Origin of the sequence: Burkholderia sp. Bp8963 (assembly GCF_003854275.1) — a bacterium.
Lineage (GTDB): Bacteria > Pseudomonadota > Gammaproteobacteria > Burkholderiales > Burkholderiaceae > Burkholderia.
On sequence record NZ_QTQP01000011.1, the window covers coordinates 128,496 to 144,661 of the forward strand.

Annotated in this window: 9 protein-coding genes; 2 read left to right on the forward strand and 7 right to left on the reverse strand. The window is 66.0% G+C overall.

The window, feature by feature from the left end:
* Nucleotide 1: 1 nt before the first annotated feature.
* Nucleotides 2-1,981 carry a 1,4-alpha-glucan branching protein GlgB gene (glgB, locus tag DID96_RS12055; protein ID WP_124599542.1) on the reverse strand — a complete coding sequence of 660 codons (1,980 nt, stop codon included), beginning with the start codon at nucleotides 1,979-1,981 and terminating at the stop codon, nucleotides 2-4.
* On the reverse strand, nucleotides 1,953-3,596 hold the full coding sequence (locus tag DID96_RS12060) for an alpha-glucosidase (protein ID WP_124599543.1): 1,644 nt from the start codon (nucleotides 3,594-3,596) through the stop codon (nucleotides 1,953-1,955). The genes glgB and DID96_RS12060 overlap by 29 nt, the downstream gene beginning before the upstream one ends.
* A 357-nt stretch (nucleotides 3,597-3,953) precedes the next feature.
* Between DID96_RS12060 and DID96_RS12065 the strand changes: the two genes are divergently transcribed.
* Complete coding sequence (locus DID96_RS12065; RefSeq protein ID WP_185732229.1) at nucleotides 3,954-8,273, forward strand: PAS domain S-box protein; 4,320 nt, start codon at nucleotides 3,954-3,956, stop codon at nucleotides 8,271-8,273.
* The gene (opgC, locus tag DID96_RS12070) at nucleotides 8,273-9,487 is read left to right on the forward strand and encodes an OpgC domain-containing protein (RefSeq protein ID WP_124599545.1); all 1,215 of its coding nucleotides are present in this window, start codon (nucleotides 8,273-8,275) and stop codon (nucleotides 9,485-9,487) included. The genes DID96_RS12065 and opgC overlap by 1 nt, the downstream gene beginning before the upstream one ends.
* Here the strand turns inward: opgC and DID96_RS12075 are convergent.
* From DID96_RS12075 to DID96_RS12095, 5 genes are all read right to left on the reverse strand, one after another.
* Nucleotides 9,440-9,919: a globin gene (locus DID96_RS12075; protein ID WP_124599546.1), complete on the reverse strand. Its 480-nt coding sequence runs from the start codon at nucleotides 9,917-9,919 to the stop codon at nucleotides 9,440-9,442. The two genes, opgC and DID96_RS12075, sit on opposite strands and share 48 nt — an antisense overlap.
* A gap of 121 nt (nucleotides 9,920-10,040) precedes the next feature.
* Nucleotides 10,041-11,369 (reverse strand): DUF3131 domain-containing protein, encoded by a 1,329-nt coding sequence (locus tag DID96_RS12080; protein WP_185732230.1) that lies wholly within the window; start codon nucleotides 11,367-11,369, stop codon nucleotides 10,041-10,043.
* 26 nt (nucleotides 11,370-11,395) lie between these two features.
* Entirely contained in the window at nucleotides 11,396-12,943 is a 1,548-nt protein-coding gene (locus tag DID96_RS12085; RefSeq protein ID WP_124599548.1) for a DUF3131 domain-containing protein, read from the reverse strand.
* A 19-nt stretch (nucleotides 12,944-12,962) separates the two neighbouring features.
* On the reverse strand, nucleotides 12,963-14,282 hold the full coding sequence (locus DID96_RS12090) for a DUF3131 domain-containing protein (protein WP_124599549.1): 1,320 nt from the start codon (nucleotides 14,280-14,282) through the stop codon (nucleotides 12,963-12,965).
* Nucleotides 14,279-16,165 carry a glycosyltransferase gene (locus DID96_RS12095; protein WP_124599550.1) on the reverse strand — a complete coding sequence of 629 codons (1,887 nt, stop codon included), beginning with the start codon at nucleotides 16,163-16,165 and terminating at the stop codon, nucleotides 14,279-14,281. Before DID96_RS12095 ends, DID96_RS12090 begins: the two co-directional genes overlap by 4 nt.
* Nucleotide 16,166: the final 1 nt, after the last annotated feature.

Genomic DNA, 16,166 nt, shown 5'->3' on the forward strand with positions numbered 1-16,166 from the left:
GTCAAGAGTCGAGCACCAGCATGACCGTCGCGAGCGGCGGCACGGCGAGCGCCAACGACACGGACCGCCCGTGCGACGCGATCGGGTCGGTGTGCAGCGTGCCGTTCGCGACACCGCTGCCGCCGTACGCGGTGTCGTCGGTATTGACGATCTCGCGATACCGGCCCGCACGTGGCACCCCGATCCGAAAGCCATCGCGCGGCACCGGCGTGAAGTTGGACACCACCAGCACGAAACGGCCGTCGTCGGCGGTGCGCACGAACGCAAACACCGAACGGTCGCGATCGTCGACCGCGATCCACGTGAAGCCGCGCGGCTCGAAATCGGCCTGATACAGCGCCGGATGCCGCCGCATCGCGTCGTTGAGGTCGCGCACGAGCCGTTGCACGCCTCGATGCAGCGGGTGCGTCAGCCGTTCCCAGTCGAGGCTCGCATCGGCGTTCCATTCGCGCACCTGCGCGAATTCGTTGCCCATGAACAGCAGCTTCGCGCCGGGATACCCCCACATGAAACCGTAATACGCGCGCAGGTTCGCGAAGCGCTGCCATTCGTCGCCGGGCATCCGCGACAGCAACGAGCCCTTGCCGTGCACGACTTCGTCGTGCGACAGCGCGAGCACGAAGCGTTCGTCGAATGCGTACAGCATGCCGAACGTCATTTTGTCGTGGTGGTGCCGGCGAAACAGCGGATCCTCGCTCAGATAGCGCAGTGTGTCGTGCATCCAGCCGAGGTTCCATTTGTAATGGAAGCCGAGCCCGCCTTCGTCGACGGCGCGCGTCACACCGGGGAAGCTCGTCGATTCCTCGGCGATCGTCACCGCTTCGCGACGCTCCGCACGGATCGTCCGGTTCGTGCGCCGCAGGAACGCGATCGCCTCGAGGTTTTCCCGGCCGCCGTGGCGATTCGGAATCCATTCGTGCGCCGGACGGCTGTAGTCGCGGTACAGCATCGATGCGACCGCATCGAAGCGCAGCCCGTCGACACCGAACCGCTCGATCCAGTACAGCGCGTTGCCGGCCAGGTAGTTGGCCACCTCGGGCCGGCCGTAGTCGTAGATCAGCGTGTTCCAGTCCCGATGGAAGCCCTCGCGCCGGTCCGCGTACTCGTACAGGCTGGTGCCGTCGAACCGTGCGAGCCCATGCGGGTCGTCCGGGAAATGCCCGGGCACCCAATCCAGCAGCACGCCGATACCGTGCGCGTGCGCCGCCTCGACCAGATAGCGAAAATCGTCCGGCGTGCCGAAGCGGGCGGTCGGCGCGTAGAGCGCAGTCGGCTGGTAGCCCCACGACCCGTCGAACGGATGCTCGCTCATGGGCAACAATTCGACATGCGTGAAGCCGAGTTCCTTCACGTACGGAATCAGCGTCGCGGCGAGTTCCCGATACGTGAGCCAGCCGCCGCCATCCGACGGCTGGCGCCGCCACGAGCCCGGATGCACTTCGTAGATGCTCATCGGCGCGCCCGGCGCATTCGCATGCGCGCGCACCGGATCCGGCCGGCAAACCGGCGGCAGGCCGTGCACGATCGACGCGGAGCCGGGACGCAGTTCCGCACGAAACGCGTAAGGGTCGGCCTTGAGCAGCCGATCGCCATTGCGCGCCTGGATCTCGAACTTGTAGAGAGCCCCTTTCGCGACATGCGGCACGAATATCTCCCACACGCCGCAGTGGTGATATCGCTGCATCATGTGGCGATGGCCGTCCCAGCCGTTGAAGTCGCCGACCACGGAGACCCGGCGTGCGTTCGGCGCCCAGACCGCAAACCTGACGCCGTCGATCCCGTCCTGCGCTACCGGATGCGCGCCAAGCTTTTCATAAGGGCGAAGATGCGTGCCCTCGGCCAGCAGCCACGCGTCGAGTTCGCCAAGCATCGTCGGGCTCGACGACGCCGGCGGACACTCGGAACGGCCAGCGGACGTCTCGTCGCGCACGTCGTCGTCGCGCGCCGGACGATCAGCGTGCATCTTGCGCATGCGTGACATGACCGATCCAGGCGGTGTGGGGCGCCAGCGTCAGGCTCCTGCCCGCGAGCGACGCGCCGGCCAGCCCATGTCCGTCGCAAGGCCGTGCGCTCAGGCCGTCCGGCAGCGGCCAGCGCTGCGCGGTACCACCGAGATTGAAGACGAGCAGCCGCCGGTCGGCACCGGCTGCACGCTCGAACGCGAGGATCGGCTCGGGCGCATCGAGGAAGCGGATACTGCCGTCGCGAAGCGGTTGCTGAAGGCGGCGCCATGCGAGGAAGCGCCGGAAGAAATTCAGCGGCGACGCCGGATCCGCATGCTGCAAGTCGACCGCCTTCGACGCGTGCTCGTCAGGAATCGGCAGCCACGTATCGGACGACGAAAAGCCGCAATGCGGCTCGGCCGAGCGCCACGGCAACGGCGTGCGGCAACCGTCGCGCCCTTTGTTTCCTGGCCAGAACGCGATGCCGACCGGATCGCGCAGCTGTTCGTACGGAATCCGGGCTTCGGTAAGGGCGAGCTCCTCTCCTTGATAGATGCACGGCGTGCCGCGCAGCGTCGCGATCAGCGCGAGGACGAGCTTCGCGAAGCCCGGCCCGGCGTCACGGCCGTCGCCCCAGCGGGACACGACGCGCGGCACGTCGTGATTGCTCGCCGACCAGCACACCCACCCTTTCCCGCCGTGCTCGGCCAGCCTGGCCTCCATGCGTTCGACGGTGCCGCGCACGTGCGCCGCCGAGAATTCGGGCGTCAGCAGATCGAAGCTGTAGGTCATGTGCAATTTGTCGCCATCCGCCGTGTACCGCGCCATCGTGGCGAGCGCGTCGTCGTCGCCGACTTCGCCGAGACCGACCGCACGGTAATCGTCGAGATGACGCCTGAGCCGTTTCAGGAACGTGAGGTTCTCCGGTCGGGTCTTGTCGTAGCGATGCCGCTGCATCGCATACGGATTGTCGACCGTCGTGGGCGACGGCGGCGCTGCCACCACGGGCGGATTGTTGCGCAGGCGCTTGTCGTGGAAATGAAAATTGCACGCATCGAAACGCAAGCCGTCCACGCCGCGCTCGAGCCAGAAACGCACTTCGTCGATCATTTGCCGCTGCACGTCCGGATGATGGAAGTTCAGATCCGGCTGGCTCGCGAGAAAGTTGTGCAGATAGAACTGGCGCCGCCGCGTGTCCCACTGCCACGCCGGGCCGCCGAACACCGACAGCCAGTTCGTCGGCGGCGTGCCGTCGGCGCGCGGGTCCGCCCACACGTACCAGTCCGCACGCGGGTTGTCGCGGTCGGCGCGGCTTTCGGCGAACCATGCATGCTGATCCGACGAGTGACTCAGCACCTGATCGACGATGACCTTCAGGCCGAGCGCGTGCGCCTTCGCGATCAACCGGTCGAAATCGTCGAGCGTGCCGAACTGCGGATCGACATCCCGATAGTCCGACACGTCGTAGCCGAAGTCCTTCATCGGCGACTTGAAGAACGGGGAAATCCAGATCGCGTCGACGCCGAGCGCATGGATGTAGTCGAGCTTGCCGATCAATCCGGGCAGATCGCCGACGCCATCGCCGTTGCCGTCCGCGAAGCTGCGTGGATAAATCTGGTAGATCACGCCGCCCCGCCACCACGTATCGGACATCTGGTGCGCTCCAGTTGGGCCGGCGGCACGAGCGCGCCGGCCTGCGTTCACGATCGATCAGCCCGTTTCCGACGACGCCGGATGCGATGCGCGACGTGCGTATATCGGGGTCGCTTCATTGCGAACTTACTTTATAGGGTTAGCCAGCCGAAATCAAAAATTCCTGATCGGGATCTGCCCCACCCTTATTCAAATGTTCTGCATTGTCCATTACGATACGAACTCGATTCCCTGCGCGTCGCGCAATGCCATTTGATATATCGGCCAGCGGGCATTCCCGGCGGATCGCCCCCAAACCGGACAACGCAGTGCAAGTGCTCTCCCTATCCGCTCCGGCGATCGAAAAGGGGTTGCAAATTGGACCGTACGCCTGACCTGCCTCGCGTGACCGGCTGGGCCGCGCTGATCCTCGCGATCGGCGTGATCAGCAGCGCCACCGCAAGCTACGCGCTCCACCGCGCCAACGCGCGCGAAGCGCAAACCGCATTGACGGAGGCCGCGAACGATGCGACCGACGAGATCGTCGAGCGCGTCCGCCATTACGAATACGGGCTTCGCGGCACGCGCGGCGCGATCGTCATGGCCGGCGAAAACGGTATCAGCCGCGAGACATTCCGCCGCTACAGCCTGACTCGCGACATTCATACCGAATTTCCCGGCGCGATCGGCTTCGGGTTCATCCGCCGCGTGCCGAAAGGCAGCGAGCAGGCATTTGTCGCACGCGCGAAAGCCGACATCGGCCCCGAATTCGAGATTCATCAATTTGCGCATCACGACGGCGATCTCGACGTCGTCATGTACGTCGAGCCGGAAGAGGACAATCGCGTCGCGATCGGGCGCGACATCGCGTCCGACGAGGATCGCCGGCAGGCGGCGAAATCCGCGATGCAAACCGGCAACGCGACGCTGAGCGCGCCGATCGAGTTCGCGCAGCGGGCGGGCGATACGCGTCAGGCCTTGCTGTTCATGCTGCCCGTCTACCACACGGCGTCGCTGCCGCCGACCGTCGCGGAACGCGAAGCCGCCGCGTACGGCTGGACATATGCGCGGCTGACGGTCAAGCGCGTGCTCGACGGGCTCGACATCGCGCAGAAGGGATTGCACCTGCAACTCGACGATGTCACGGTGCCCGGCCGCATATTGCCCTTTTACACGCTGCACGCCGACTCGCGCGACCCGACGCGGCATTTCCCGCTGCAAATCGAGCGTGCCGTCTACGGGCGCACGTGGCGCTTCACCTATGCCGCTTCGCCGGAGTTCATTGCGAATCTGCATCAAACGTCGCCGGAGACGGTGATGCTGATGGGGACGGTCATCAGCGCGCTGATGGCCGCCATCGCGCACGCGGCTGCGATCGGCGTGCGGCGTCGCCGGCAAGCCGACGCCGCTCGCGCGAAACTGGCCGCAATCGTCGAAGGGTCCGCCGACGCGATCGTCGGCCAGACGCTGGACGGCGTCGTCACGAGCTGGAACGGGGGTGCCGCGACGCTGTTCGGTTACACGGCCGACGAAGCGCTCGGCCGGCCGCTCGCGGACCTGATCGTTCCAGACACGCTGCTCGACGAACAGCGCGACATACTCGCGTCGATCGGCAACGGCCAGCGCGTGCCGGCGCTCGCCACCACGCGGCACGGCAAGGACGGCGCGCGGATCGACGTGTCGGTGACCGTGTCGCCGATCTTCGCCGCGGGCGCACGTGTGGCCGGTGCGTCGAACACGATGCGCGACATCTCGTCGCAAAAGGCGACGGAAGCCCGGATCGTCGAGCTTAATACGAGCCTGGAGGATCAGGTCGCGCAACGCACCGCGCAATTGCGCGATCTCAACATGCTGTTCGAGAACGTGCTGCGCTCCGCGTCCGAAGTCTCGGTCATCGCGACCGACTGCAACGGCACGATCGAGCTGTTCAATCCCGGCGCCGAGCGCCTGCTCGGCTACGCCGCGAGCGAGGTCGTCGGCCGGGCGACGCTGCTGGCGCTGCACGACGCCGACGAGATCGCGGCGCGCGAAGCCGAGCTGAGCGCGGAGTGCGGCGAGAGCGTGCACGGCTTTCGCGTCTTCACGCTCAAGCCCGAGCGCGACGGCGCGGAGTCGCGCGAATGGACCTACGTGCGCAAGGACGGGTCGTACGTGCCCGTGTCGCTCGCTGTCACCGCGATGCGAGACGACGTCGGCGACGTGGCCGGCTATCTCGGCATCGCGATCGACATCGCGAAACGCAAGGCCGCCGAACGCGAGGTCGCGGCGGCCCGCGATCAGGTGCTGCTCGCGGCCGAGGCGGCGGAGCTCGGCATCTGGACGTGGGAGGTCGCGAGCGGCACGGTTCGATGGAACGCGCGGATGGCGGAAATCTACGGCAATCCGGCCGCGCTGGACGGCGACACGCTGTCGTATCAGGCATGGCAGCGACTGCTGCATCCGGACGATCGCGACGCGACGTTCGGCGCGCTCGACGCGATTTCGCGCAACCGCGCCGCGAGCCTCGGCTCGTTCCGGATCGTCCGGCCCGACGGCGAGATCCGCCACATCCAGACGAACGCGCTCGCGGAGCGCGACGCGCATGGCTCGACTGTGCGCGTGGCCGGCACCAACCGCGACATCTCGGTGCAAACCGCACTCGAGCACGATCTGCGCCGCGCGAAGGAACAGGCCGATGCGGCGAGCGCGGCGAAATCGGCGTTTCTCGCGAACATGAGCCACGAAATCCGCACGCCGATGAACGGCATCATCGGGATGACGCGGCTGTGCCTCGATACGCCGCTGAACGAGGAGCAACGCGAATATCTGACCATGGTGCTGTCGTCTGCGCAATCGCTGCTGACGATCATCAACGACATCCTCGATTTCTCGAAGATCGAAGCCGGCAAATTGCTGCTCGATCCGGTGGATTTCAGCCTGCGCACGATGATCACGGAAATGCTGCGTGCGACGACGTTCAAGACCGGCAAGACGACGGTCGAGATTCTGAGCGACATCGGGCACGACGTTCCGGATTCGCTCGTCGGCGATGCCGGGCGCTTGCGCCAGGTGCTCACGAATCTCGTCGGCAACGCGCTGAAGTTCACGGCGGCCGGCGAAGTCACGCTGTCGATTCACGTCGTTACGCTCGATTCGTCCAGCGCGTCATTGCGCTTCGCGGTCGCCGACACCGGCGTCGGCATCGCGCCAGAGCATCTCGAACGGATCTTCGATGCGTTCTCTCAGGCCGACAGCTCGACCACGCGCCGCTACGGCGGAACCGGTCTCGGTCTCGCGATCTCGACGCGCCTGGTCGCGATGCTGGGTGGACGGCTGGACGTCCGCAGCGCGCTCGGCGCCGGCAGCGTGTTCAGCTTCACGCTGCCGCTCGCGCTGGGCCGTTACCCGGACCTGCCGCATCCCGCGCTGCCGCGCGCGCTGAACGGCGTACGGATTCTCGTCGTCGACGACAATCACACCAATTTGCGGCTGATGCACGACATGCTGGGCAATTTCGGCGCGCAGCCGACCTGCGTGAGCGACACGCAAAGCGCGATGGAGACGTTGTACGCGCAGGCGAAACGGCGCGAGCCGTATAGGGTCGCACTCGTCGACGGGCAGCTTCCCGATTGCGACGATTACTCGCTCGCGCTGGAAATCGCGGCGGATCCGGCATTGTGCGGCACGATGGTGGTCGTGATCAGTTCGCTGTCGAGCCGGCTGGATGCCTCGACGCTCCGGCAGGCCGGCATCGCCGGCTTCATGACGAAGCCGGTCGATCAATCGGAGATCTTCAATCTGCTCGTGAAGCTGCTGGGCGAATCGTTCTTCGCACCGCACGCGCCGGAGATCGCGCCGGATCGACGCGACGACGATGCCGCGCAGTCGCCGTCGCGCCGATACACGGTGCTGCTGGTCGAAGACAATCCGATCAATCAGCGGCTCGCACTGCGCTTGCTCGAAAAGCTCGATCACGACGTGCGTCTCGCGTCGAACGGTGCCGAGGCGCTCGACTGGATCGACGCGCAGCCGTTCGACGTCGTGCTGATGGACATCCAGATGCCGGTGATGGACGGCCTCGAAGCGACACGCGAACTGCGCGAGCGCGAGCGCCGCGCCGCGAAAGCGCATGTGCCGGTGATCGCGATGACCGCGCACGCGATGCAAGGCGATCGCGAGAAGTGTTATGCAGCGGGCATGGATGGCTATGTGTCGAAGCCGATCGAAACCGGCGTGCTGGTACGGGAGATCGAGCGGGTCGCGGCGCGGCCGGCGGCAGCCGAGCGCGCCGCCGGCCGCGTGGCGGCCGAAGCGAGCGCGTCCGTACCCGCGACGCCGGGACGCGAGCCGGCGCCCGCGCCGATCGCCGAACGCACACCGCTGTTCGACCGCGGTCAGGCGCTGTCCCGTATCGGCGGCGACGAGCAGTTGTTCCGCGAACTGGCGCATCTGCTGGTCGATGAGGCGCGACAGAAGCACGCGGAGATCGACGGTGCGCTCGCCGGCCCGGATCTGGAAAGGCTCGCTCGCGTCGCGCACAAGCTCAAGGGCGACGCCGGCACGTTCGCGAGCGCGCCGCTGTCCGACGCGACGGTGCAGCTTGAGCGCGCGGCGAAGAACGGCCAGCAGGAAACGGCGCTGGCGGCGGCCCGCGAAACGATCGCGCTGTTCAAGGATCTGGTGGATGCGGTACGCACCGACGTGCTGGGAGCGTCCTGATGAACTCGTTGAACGCATTGAACGCGCTGTACACGCGCACGACCGCCCTCGCCTACGCGCAGACTGAACGCGACGAGTCGATCGATTTTCTGCGCGGCGTGGCCGTCGTGTTCATGACGGTCGTCCATATCGAGTATTTTTCCGCGTTCAGCCTGCTCGCGACGGAGCGACTCGGTTTCGTGACGGCGGCCGAATGGTTTGTCATCCTGTCCGGGCTCGTGCTCGGCAAGGTCGGCCGCTCCCGGCTCGCGCATCTCGGCTGGACGACGACCGCATGGAAATCGGTGGCGAGAGGCGTGAAGCTGTATCTCGTCAACGTCGCGCTGATCCTGATCCCGATCGTGCTTCAGCCCGTCGGCTTCGTGAAAACCGCGTCGCTCACGCATTTCGTCGACGAGGCAACCGCGACCGTCTATCCGCTTTATCCGGTCGAGGGCTCCCGGCTGGAGGACTGGTTCAACACCGTGCTGCTGTTGCGCGGCGGCCCGCATCAGGCGCAGGTGCTCGGCCTCTATGTCGTGCTGCTGATTTTCTTCGTACCGCTGCTGCTGCTCGCGTTCCGCCGATTGCCGTCCGCGTTGCTGGCGCTATCGGCAAGCTGTGCGCTGTACGTGTGGCATCTGTTCGTGCCGTTCCACGTGTCGGACATGCAGTTCGAGAATGCGTTTCCGGTCGCCGCGTGGCAATTTCCGTTCGTCGCCGGGATGTTCGTCGGCTGGTTCTCCAACGAGGCGTATCTGCTGTTCGCGTCCCGCTTCAGACGCTTCCTGCTGTACGCCGTCTGCACGACCGGCACCATCGTCATGTTCGTCCTCGCGCAAGGACACCTCGATCCGTTCACCCCGGTGTGGGCCAAGTGGCAGGCGCTGCCGCACGGCGCGATCGATTCGCTCTATCTCGGCTACGCGCAGAAGAACGCGCTGGGACCGCTGCGCCTGATCGACGATCTGTGTCTGCTGGTCGTGCTCCACGCGGTGCTGCGCAGCCAGTGGCGGCGTGTCCGGCCCGTCGCCGGATGGCTGCTGGTGCCGATCGGCCGAGCTGCACTGTACTGCTTCGTCGTGCACGTCGTGCTCGTGCTGATCGCGAGCCAGGTACTGCCGTTCGGGCTGCGGCCGCCGAGCTGGATCGCGGGAACGGCGATACATCTCGGCGCGATCGCAGCCTTATGGCTGATGGCCCGGTACGGCCCCGGGCGCCGGTGGCTCCGGTGACGGCGCGTCGGACGCGATGTGCGCCGACATCTGGCGCATGAATTCGAGGCCGGGCGCGATCGTCATCGCCCACGCGATCTCGACCCGGGTATCGTAATGGCGCTCGTCCAGCTCGCGCACCGTCGCCAGGATCGCCGCTCGCCACGCATTGAACATCTGCTCGGGGATCGCCAGCCTTGACGGACCGTGTTCGCTTGCGATCCGTTCGAGATAGTCCGACGTCACCTTCGTGTGATACAGGTTCAGCAGATGGAAGAAGGATTTGCGCATCAACGCCTTCTGGCGCGTCATTTCCGTATTCGCGAATTTCTCGCGTATCTGTTCCGACGAGTTCAGGAAAATCTCGTAAAAGCGGTCGAAAAAGCGCTCGCCATTGTCGTTGCCCGTCAGGCGGTGATAGCTCTCCAGAAATATTTCTTCGTAGTTCGTCACGGCATTCTCCCGGATGCGTCGCGCCCGATTCCGATGCTCGTATCCAGCTTGAAATGCAGCTCGCTGGACCGGATGGCGGCATTGCTCCATATTGCCCGACGCGCATCTGTCCGTCACGCACTCATTGCGGGCCGGGCTCGACGCTGGCGGCGATCGGCAGGCACGTTGCCGGGTGAGCGAATACGTCCTTCATGCGGGCGGAGAAATAGCCGTCGGCCCGCACGGCGGGCACGAGCCGGCCGCTCGACTTGTAAAGCAACGCTTCCAGCACGGTCGCGTTGGTCGACAGCGCGAGCGTGCGGTCGTGTGCGCCGGTCGCCTCGTAACGGCCTTCGAACCAGCCGCGATCCGCGTCGTACAGCGCATCGACGCCTCGCATCAGACGAGTCGTGTACGCGGTGTCCCACAGCACCCACATGCCGAACGCCGCGCGCGTCGCAACGAGCGCGAGTTGCGGATAGGCGCGGCCGTCGTCGCCGACCGTGTTCCACGCATAGCCGTTCGCGAACACCGAGTCATACACGAAGTACGGCGGCTGATCGACCTGATGATCGGTGCGGGCCGTCAGGATCCCGTCCTTGCGCCATCGCGCTTCCTGCGCTCGATAGACCGCGTCGGCTTGCGCGGCGCCGTCCGGCCGCCCGCTCGCGTCGGCGCGCTGTGTCCCGCGCCAGCCGAATTCGATGCCGGACAGCAGCCACGGCGCGCTGACGAGCGCGTTGGTCACGCCGGACTGGCGCGGATCCCGCGCGTCGAAATAGATGCGCACGCCGTTCGCGTAGGCTTGCGCGAGCGGCGCAGCGTCGGCGTCGGACGCCCTCACGCCCCACAGGCGGAAGCCGGTGCCCGCATACGCGTCGTAGCCGGGCCGGATCTCGGCGACGCGCACGGTCTGCCGAGCGTCGATGCGCGTCGCATACAGCGTACCGTCGCCGCCGACCAGTTCACACAGATTCCAGCGCAGCACCGCGCGGTCCACGTATTCGCCGTACTCGGGATAGCGGGCGCCGATCGCATGCAGCCACACCAGCACGCGTCCGACATCCACCGCCGACGTGCCGATCGTGCCGGGCTGATTCGCATCATTCGACATCGCGCCCGTTTGCGTGTTGTAGACGCGGTTCGGCAGCCCGCCCGGCAAGAGCGGCATCTGGCCGAGGAAGTGCAGCACGTCCGAGAGCCGGCGATCGAATTCGTTGCGTTCGATCAGCTTGAGTTCCCGCGCGGCGACGAGCGCGGCGAGATAGTCGCCGATCTGCCACATCGTCGTCGCCGGATAGCCGTCCGCGGAATTGACGAGGCCCGTCGACGCGTTGGTGTTGTTCGCCACATAGCGCCACGCGGTGCGCGCCCAGATCCGTTCGGTATCCGTCAGCGGACCGATGCGTCCGGGATTGGTCAGCGCGCCGGCATTCAGTTTCTCGTAGCCGTCGATAACCGTTCTCGCCACGATGCCGCAACCGCTGCATGCGAGCGTCAGTGACATTGCGAGTACGCAGGTAATACGAACGGAGCGTTGTCTTGGCATGTTGAGCATTGACAGGATTGCGAGCACGCGGAAACGGCGAACGGCATCGTGGCCCCGCTGCATCCGGCCTGGCCGCGAACCACGGCCCGCGGGCGATTCCTGGGGGCGTTCTCCAGGTCATACGGATCGGTCAGCGTGCGTTCCCACAGGCCCGGCTGCCGCCCGCCCGGTTGCGGCGCCCGATCGTCGAACCCGAGCAGACGCCCTTTCGCCTTGAACATCAACGCTTCCAGCATGATGCCATTGTTATTGGCCGTGAACGTCTTGATCGGCCCCGCACCGTTTTCGAGCACGCCTTCGTAGTAGCCCTTCGCCGGCTGATACTGGCCCCACACCGCGTCGACGAGCCGGTCCGTGTACGGGGATTGCCAGAGCGCCCACATGCCGACGGCCGCCTTCGTCGAGATCGCCGCGAACTGCGGGACGTACTCGCCCTTCTCCGTGATCGTGTTCCACGCGTACCCGTCCGAGTAGATCGTGTCGTAGACGAAGTACGGCGCACCGTCGAGCTGATGTTCGCTGCGCGCCGTCAGGATGCCGGTCTCGACAAAGCGGTTCTCCTGCGCCTGATAGATCCGCTGCGCGAAATTCGCGATCCACGTGTCGCGGGACAGCGCCGCCTGCGTCGCGGCCGTTTGGTCGATCGCGTCGGCCCAGCCGAGCTCGAGGCCAGAGAGCACGTACGACTCGCTGACCACGTAGTTGTGCTGGGAGAGCACGCGAGGATCGCGCGTGTCGTACGGGACATCGACGCAATAGATCGGCACGAGCGAATACGGCTCGGGACGCGACGCGAGGCAGGTCGAGAAGCCCCATAGCCGGAAGCCGTTCGCCGCGTATTCCTCGTAGCCGAGCCGGCCTTCCTGCACGTACTGAACCTGCTTGTCTGCCCCGAGCTTCGCGCCGTACATCGTGCCGCACGCATCCACGACATGAGCGAAATTCCAGCGCAACATCGCGCGATCGATCGCGTTCGCATGCTCCGGGTAACGCTGCTCGATGATCTTGAGCCAGATCAGCAGCCGCCCGAGATCCACCGCCGAGTAGCCGATTTCGCCGGGCTGGTTCGCATAGTTGACCTTCTGTGCGGTCTGCGTGTTGTACACGGTGTTCGGCAGTTCGCCGCGAAACAGGTCGAGCGAATTCAGCGTCCTGAGGAAGGCGCCGAGCCGGTCGTCGAACGCGCGCTTGTCGATCAGGTCGAGATTGCGCGCGGCGACGAGCGCGCCGAGGTACGACGCGGTGTCCCACATCGTCGTCGACGGATAATTGTCGCCCGCGTTCACGAACCCGGTCGCCGGCTGGTAGTTGTTCTCGAAATACACCCACGCCTGACGCGCCATCTGCATTTCGCGCGCGTCGAGCGGGCCGTGCCGCGCCGGGTACGACGCGGCGGGAATGGCTCCGGCCCGCGGCCCGATCTCGCCGCCCGGGTGCGCGCATCCCGCGCACGCCATCAGCAAGACGAACCAGACGTGGCGCAACAGTTTTCCCATGCTCCCTCCTCACGCCCGGTCAATTGCGCAGCAGTGGCCCGCGTTCGATATATGCGAGGCTTTCGAGTATCACCGCGTTCGTGTTCGCGTTGAGCGCGGCGTTCGGCTGCCCGCTCTTCTCGTACACGCCCGCGTACCAGCCCTTGTCCGGCTCATTGGCGGTGCGCACGTAAGCGACGAGCCTGGCCGTATAGTCGTCACGAAACAGCGCGTGCCACGCGAACGCGGCCTTCGTCGACACCGAACGCAACGCCGACGCGTCGGCGCCCGTATCGGTGACGGTCGCCCACGACTTGCCGGCCGAATAGACCGTGTTGTAAGCGAAGTACGGCGGACGGTCGAGATGGTCCTCGGTGACGGCCGTGAGCTGTCCGGTCGCGCCGTAGCGCGCGCGCTGCACCTTCAGCAGCCGCCATGCGAATTCCCGGGTGGTGCCGTCGAGGCCGAACTCCAGCCCCTGAAGCATGTAAGGCTCGCTCAGCACGTAGTTCTGCGCGCCATACCGTGCGGGATCGCGCGTATCGGTCGGAATCGTCACGTCGTAGATATCGACGAAGCCGAGATGAGGCGACCACGTGGCCGCCGGCGCGCAATCGACGCCCGTGAGCAGCAGCGTGCGCGCCGCGTACTGCTCGTAGCCGAGCCGGCCTTCCTGCTGAAGCACCACCTTGTCGGCCGCGCGCGACGCGCCGATCAGTTCGCCGTCGCGCGCCAGCGCCGGCAGCGACCAGCGCCGGGTGACCTTGTCGAGCGCGTCGGTGAAGCGCGGATAGCGCCACGCGAGGATGTTGAACGGCACCGCGAGACGTCCGATGTCGATGGCCGACCAGCCGATTCCGCCTTCCGCCTTCTTGTTCGTGTAATCGACCATGTCGAGCGTGCGCGTGTCGTACGACTTGTTCGGCAACTGGCCGTTGAACAGCGGAATGCGCGCCAGCGCGTCGAGCGCGGCGGACGTCCGGCGATCGAATTCGTCGGTGCCGATGACGCCGAGCCGTTCCGCCGAGATCAGCGCAAGCAAGTAGGACGCCGTGTCCCACATCGTCGACGACGGAAAGCCGTCGACCGAATTGACGAGCCCGGTGGCCGCCTGCGTATTGGTCGCGAAATATCGCCATGCGATGCGCGCCGCCGCGCGCTCGTCGGCGGTCAGCGGGCGCGGCTCGGGCAGCGCGGGCGCATCGGCACTGCGCGTGATCGGTATCGACGGCGCCGCGGCGGCCGACGACACGGCGGGGCTGTTGCGCTCGATCGCCACCACGGCCGCGAACGAGACGAGGATCGCGGCGATGAGCACGAGATGGCTGCGCGCCCGGACGAGGTTCTCCTTGAAGCTCATCGACTGCCTCCCGTTTCGGACGGCACGCGCCAGCCGGACGCCGCATCCTGTTCCGTTTCACTCGCGGCTCCCGCATCCTGCGATTGCGCTTCGTCGGGCGGACGCCAGAACGCCGCGAAGACCACCGGCAGCATCGCGAGAATATTGTTCGTGCCCCAGACCAGATTGACGACGATCGACGCGGGATCCACGTTCGCGCCCATCGCCCAGCGCACCGTTGCGCATGCGAGCGCGAACGCGGTCAGCGCTGCGATCGCGATCTGCGGCATCACCAGATGCAGGAAACTGCCTTCCTGCCGGTTTTTCGGCGTCACCGGAAACTTGATCGTCTCGCCGTTCAGCACCGCGCGCAGCGCGCGCAGGCTCACCGGAAAAAACGCGAGATAGGACGACTTCGCGGCCCATCCCGGTATCCCCCATGCGCCGAACATGAACGCCAGCTCGGTGCAGATGATGAACGGCAGAAAATGCCAGTAGAACGGGCCGCTGTAGGTCTGGACCGGCGAGATGTTCGTCAGCAGGTAGACGATCGGCGCGATCAGGAACATCAGGTTCCACACGCAGCCGAAATACGACCAGAACGTGCTGAGATACATCAGCTTCTGCGCGAACGTCAGGCCCGGGCGCAGCAGCGGATTGTCGTGCAGCGCGATGTCGAGCGTGCCGCCTGCGTACTTGTAGCGCTGGATCGTCCACGTGAGCAGATCCTGCGGCGACAGCATCTTCGATTCGACTTGCGGATGCAGCACGGATTTCCAGCCGCGCGTGCGATCGGAATGCAGCACGATCGACGTGTAGATGTCCTCGGACACATGGAACTTGTATGGCGTCATCTCCGAATGGGTCGCGGCCTGGCGGCGCAGCTCCCGTTCGAGATCCGCGCGCAGCGCCGGATCCGCCACTTCGCTCGCCAGCCGCGTCGCTTCCCGGTCGACCGCGAGTCCGTATGCGCGCAGCGCCGCTTCCATCACTGCTTCACGCCGATGGATCGACGCGGCGCCGCAGCAGAACGCGGCGTTCGTGCGATTGCGGCGGCGCTGGATCACGTCGTAGAACATCTGCGGATCGCTGACGAACGGATCGGCGCCGATCCGGATCGGGCCGACGCATCGCTGCACGCCGCGGGCGAGCACGCGCGCGGCCGTGCCGAGACGGCGCCCGGCCCATGCGTCGAGTGTTTCGCCTTCGGGGAGATCGAAGAACCACTGCGGCGTCTGCACCCATGCAACCTTCGGATCGCGGAAATAGCCGAGCGTGTGTTCGAGGATCGTCGGGAACACGCGCGTATCCGCATCGCAGATCACGATGAAGTCGCCGTCGGTCAGATCCATCGCGTGGCGCAGGTTGCCGGCCTTGAAGCCGACGTTGTTGTCGCGCGAGAGGTAATGCGCGCCCTCCTCGGCCGCGACCGCGCGCATGGCCGGACGCCGGCCGTCGTCGAGCACGTGCACGCGGTAGTCGATCGGATGCGGGTACGCGACGGCCATCGCCGCGCGGATCGACAGCCGTACCAGCTCGACGTCTTCGTTATACGTCGCGATGAACAGGTCGACCTTTGGCGGGCGGTGCGTCGCATCGGACGGCGTTTCGACGTATTCGGACGCCCATTGCGGCGGCGCTCGTCGCGGATAGTCGTCGACGCGCCACAAATTGAACACGAACAGCGCGAGCCCGATGTACGAAAGCGTCTCCGCCACCACGAGCGGCACTGCGAACCACATCGCGTCGTGATTCAGCGATGCGCTCCAGCGCCACACGAGATAGTTCGCGCCGAACACGAGTGCGAGCACCGCGAAGAACTGCCACACGCTCTCGATCGCCGGGGAATGAGGCAGCGGCGCGGGCGGCTTGCGATGTTCGAAGGCGTCGAAATAGAAGGCCATG